4 protein-coding genes are annotated in these 4,605 nt (G+C 78.5%); 1 reads left to right on the top strand and 3 read right to left on the bottom strand.

What is annotated here, in order from left to right; translation table 11 throughout:
* The coding region (macS, locus tag AC0CYZ_RS05835) for a MacS family sensor histidine kinase (protein WP_472213242.1) at positions 1-1,131 on the bottom strand (1,131 nt) is incomplete at its 3' end.
* Between the two features lie 286 nt (positions 1,132-1,417).
* Between macS and AC0CYZ_RS05830 the strand changes: the two genes are divergently transcribed.
* The gene (locus AC0CYZ_RS05830; RefSeq protein WP_472213240.1) at positions 1,418-3,436 is read left to right on the top strand and encodes a hypothetical protein; all 2,019 of its coding nucleotides are present in this window, start codon (positions 1,418-1,420) and stop codon (positions 3,434-3,436) included.
* Here AC0CYZ_RS05830 and AC0CYZ_RS05825 read toward each other — a convergent pair.
* Together AC0CYZ_RS05825 and AC0CYZ_RS05820 are read right to left on the bottom strand one after the other, a co-directional pair.
* Positions 3,426-3,944: a hemerythrin domain-containing protein gene (locus tag AC0CYZ_RS05825; RefSeq protein WP_472213238.1), complete on the bottom strand. Its 519-nt coding sequence runs from the start codon at positions 3,942-3,944 to the stop codon at positions 3,426-3,428. The genes AC0CYZ_RS05830 and AC0CYZ_RS05825 overlap by 11 nt on opposite strands.
* 77 nt (positions 3,945-4,021) lie before the next feature.
* Positions 4,022-4,605: hypothetical protein (locus AC0CYZ_RS05820; RefSeq protein WP_472213236.1), on the bottom strand; the 584-nt coding region annotated here is incomplete at its 5' end.

Genomic DNA, 4,605 nt, shown 5'->3' with positions numbered 1-4,605 from the left:
GCCCTCGCCCGGCGCCGTCACCAGCGCCGCCGTCCCCCCGAGCTCGGCGATCCGGCCCCGGATCGAGGACGCGACCCCGAGGTGTCCCTGCGCGGCGGCCGCCTCGAGCCGCCCGTCGGCGATGCCGGGCCCGTCGTCGCGCACACTGATCGTCACGTCGTCCCCCTCGTCCTCGAGCAGCACCCACAGCCCGCTGTCGGTCCCGGCGTGCGCGTCCGCGTTCGCCGCGACCTCCCGCACCGCCGCGAGCAGCGTCCGGGCGACCCCGCCCGGCACACACACGGGGTCCGGAGGCGCCGCGAGCAGGGCGCGGGTCGGCAACGCCGCGCCGAGGGCGGCACCGAGGTCGACCAGCTCGTCGTCGGGCCCGTCGAGCCCGACCGGCCCGCGGGTGATCAGCCGGCGCAGCGACACCTCCTGCTCCGCGGCGGCCCGCACCAGCTCCGGGTCGCCCAGCGCCGGCCCTCGCCGCCGCACGAGGGCCAGGATCTGGAGCACGCCGTCGTGGATGTCGCGGGCGAGCCGCTCCCGCTCGGCGGCCGCGGCCTCCGTCGCGATCGCCTCCTGCAGGCGCACCGCCGAGCGGCGCATCGCCACCGACGCGAAGCCGACCGCGACGCCCGCCACGAGCAGCAGCTGGGCGTCGGAGAGCAGGGCGGCGTCGAGGGCGCGGCGGACGACCCACAGCGCGGCCACCGAGACCGCCACGGCGCCGACCGCCGGGCGGATGCCGTAGGCGATCGCGACCGCGAGGACCGCGCCGGCCGACCACACCGTCGTGACGACGGGGCCGCCGGCCGCGATGCGCGCGGGGTCGTCGATCGCGAGGGTGCTCGTCGTCGCGAGCGCCGTCACCGCGAGGTCGACGACGGCGAGGCGGCGTGCGCCGCGCAGGTAGGCCACGCTCGTGACCAGCGTCCAGACGCCCATCAGGACGAGGACCGTGACCCCGAGCGCGGGCCGCACGTAGAACTCCACGTCGCGCACGAGGTTGAGGGCCGCGTAGCCGAGCGCGACCACCCGGAAGACGGCCTGCCCGCGCCACAGCGGCGCCAGGGCGGCCCGGACGTCGACCGTCGCGCCGCGGCGGACCGTCGCCGCCGGGCGGGCCGGGGCGTCGGGTGTGCTCATCGGGCCTCCGCACGCGGACCGCGTCATCGATCGGGGGGTCCGACCGTCCCCGGAGTGGGTGGGACCGATCCCGCCCGGGGATCGGCGGCGTCAGCATGCCCCACGGGTGTGACGACGACCATGCTCTCCGGGTGCCCGCCGGGGTGACCCGGTCGTCACCGGTGGTGAGACCGCGTGACGGCCCGATTACCGTGGACGCGCCTCGGGCCGATCCCGGGGTCCGGAAAGCGGCCCCCAGGGGCACGGAGGCAGGACCCACGCCGGACGGCGAGGCGAGGAGGACCGGGTGGCGGGCTGGGTGATGGCGGTCGAGGTGACGCCGTCGGAGCTGGTCGCTGTCGACATCGACCGGGCCGACCGGGCGGCCGGGGGATCCCTGCGGCCGCGGCGGGTCCCGCTGGAGCCCGGCGACGGCCCGCCGGGGAGCGACCCGGTCGACGTCCTCGCCGACGCCTTCGGACGCGTCCTCGGGAGCGCCGAGCCCGGCGGTCCGGCCGACGTCGCGGACGAGGACCGGCCCACGCGCCTGGTGGTCGCGACGCCGCCCGACACCGAACGGCGCCGCTTCGAGGAGATCGCCGAGGCGACGGCCCTCGTCGGCCTGCCCGCGCCCGCGTGGCTCCCCGGGCCGGTCGCGCTGGTCGGTGACCGCATCGCCGCCGAGGTCGAGCTCGGCGGGCAGAGCGTCGTCCTGGACGCCCGGGGCGGCGGGCTCACGACGTGGCCGGTGCGGCGCACCGCCGCGGGCGCGGAGATCGGGTCGCGCGGCCCGATCGCGACCGGCACCCGGCTCGACCAGCTCCTGCTCGGCGTCGTCCGCGCACAGTTGCACTCGCTCGACCCCGACGGCGCGGCCGCTCCGGGTGACGGCCCGCGGCCCGGGTCCCGGACGGCGGGGGCCCGCGACCTGCGGGGCGAGGCCGCCCGCCTGCGCCGCGGCATCCGTCGCGCCCGCACGGAGCTCGCCGGCGAGGACGTCGACGAGGCCCGCGTCGCGACCGGCGGCCACGAGGTCGTGGTGGACCGCGGCGTGTTCGACCAGCTCGTCGAGCACGCCCTGCGCGAGACGCTGGCCGAGGTCGCGGACGGGCCCGAGCGGCCCCGTGACCTCGTCGTCCACGTGCTCGGCGACCGCGCGACCCCGCTCACCCGCCGCCTCGTCGAGCTCACCGCCGGCCGCGAGCGCGCCGAGGGCGCGCTGGTCACGCCGTCAGATGCGCACGACGGCGTCATCGGTCTGGCCGCGCTGCTGCTCCCGGCCCGGTCGCGGCCGACCCGGGCGGCCACGGGTGCCCAGGCGATCCGGACCGCCCGGGCGGTCGGCAGCCCCTCCGCCCCGATCGGGGTCCCGGCCGGCGTCGGGGCGCCCGGACCGGGTGCCCGCCATGGTGGGTCCGGCGGCTCCGGCGGCTCCGGCGGCTCCGGCGGGTCCGGCGGGTCCGGCGGGTCCGGCGGCTCCGGGCCCGACGACGGGCGTGGTGGCGACGGGCCCGCTCTCGACGAGGCGAGCATGCCCACCCCCGCGACGGGCTGGTCGGTGCCCGACGGCGACGATGCCGACGCCGGGATCCCCGCGGCCCGGATGCCGTCCACGCCGGTGCAGGCGCACCGCGGGACGGGGTCGTCGACCGCCGACGGCGCGCTCGGACTCGTCGGGGCCGGGTCGGGCGCCACCGGACCGGCGACGCAGCCCGCTCACGCCCCCGACGACGCCCCGGACACGGAGGACGTCGACGACGTCGAGGCCCCGGTCCCGGGGGTCGGCGCCCCGGTCACAGGGGTCGCCGCCCCGGACCCGGGGGTCGGCGACGAGGGCCCGGACCCCGACGAGGCGGACCTCCCTGACCACCCGGACCCCGTCCCGGACAACGCGGACGACGTCGATGCGGACCACGAGCCGGCGGGTCACCTGGTGCTCGCGGGCGCCGCGCCGCACGAGGTCCGGCCCGCGAGCGACGCCCCACCCAGCGGCCGCCCGGCCGGCACCCCGTCCGCTCGGGCCGCCGCACGGTGGGCCCAGGGCAGCGCGGGCCCGACGGACGAGGCCGACGAGGACCCGGTGCCGCGCGCCTCGGTCCGCGGGCGACGCGGCCCGGACACCGCGCCCCAACCCGTCCCGGAGCCGGCCCGGCCGGGTCAGGCGCCGCGCGGCGCGGTGGCGGTGCTCGCCGTCCTGGTGGTGCTCGCGGTGCTCGGCGCGGTCGGCGTCCTGCTGGTCGGTCCCGACCAGGTCGACGCCGCGTTCGCCGGCCTCGGCGCGGGCGCCGGGGTGCTGCCGACCGTGCTGTCGGGACTCAGCTGGTGACGGCCTCGACGTAGGCCTCGGGGTCCTTGTCCTGGAAGTCCAGTCCCCTCGCACCGGCGTGCTCGGACTTGAACTGCTCGAACTTGGCCCCGAGCTCCTGGCGGAAGGCCAGCGACGTCACGCGGCGGAACGGCGCGAGGTCGTCGCTCTCCTCCTCGGACATGTGGTGGTTGTTGGCCTTGTCGCACTCGTCGACGGCCGACCACCAGTCCTCGCTGCCGACCTCGTGCTCGAACGACTTGCGGGCGGCGGCGCGGATGTCGTCGTGGTCCCCGACGGCGTCCTCGGTGGCGGAGGCGTCCTCGTCGTCCGCGCGGCGGGCCATCGAGGGGTAGAAGTGCTCCTCCTCCGCCGACGCGTGGACCTCGAGGTGGCGGGCGAGCTCGTCCCAGACCTTCGCGGCCTCGTCCGTCCGGGACGCGTCGTCACGCAGTTCGGCGAGGAGCAGGAAGCGTCGACGGAACCAGTCGTGGTCGTCGAGGATCATCTCGGTGATGTCCGCGGACATGCGGGGGCCTCCCGGTCGTGCGTGTGGTGGTGCCCGGGAGCTACCCGGCCCCGCATGCGGGCAACCCGCGCGGCCGGTCAGGAGAGCTGGACGGCTCCCGACGGGTCCACGAACCAGACCTCGGCGCGGGCCCGCCGGAGCACCTCGGCGTCCTCGTCGGCGAGGGTCCGGTAGCGCCGGGTGTCGGGCAGCGCGATGACGACCCGGCTCCGCGGGTGCGCCCGGCGTCGTTGGCCGGCGGCGCGGGTGGCGGCGCGGAACCAGTCGCCGGCGAGCGTCGTGGGGTGGCTGCGGGCCCCGTCCGGGGGCCAGCCGGTGACCTCGACGTGGACGTCGTCGCCGTCGAGGGTGGCAACGAGGTCGTGGGCCGGTCCGACCGCCCGCGCCGCGCGGATGGTGCCGCCGCGGCGCGTCAGCCAGCCCGCCACCGCCGCCGCCACGTTCTGGGTGCGCGACCAGCCCTGCAGCACGTCGCGGGTCGGCAGGACGACCTCGTCGCTCGGCTCCGGCACCCGCCGCAGCGCCGCCCGCTCGGCCATCCGCTCGCGCAGCGCCGTCCGCGCCGAGGCGGGGGAGGCGAACGGCAGGAAGCGCAGCAGGGGCTCGTCGGGGTCGTCGCCGTCGCGCTCCGAGCGACGGATCCGCGCGACGTCGTCGGACG

It is taken from the genome of Actinomycetospora sp., from assembly GCF_055612215.1.
This window is presented reverse-complemented; position numbering and strand designations above follow the sequence as displayed.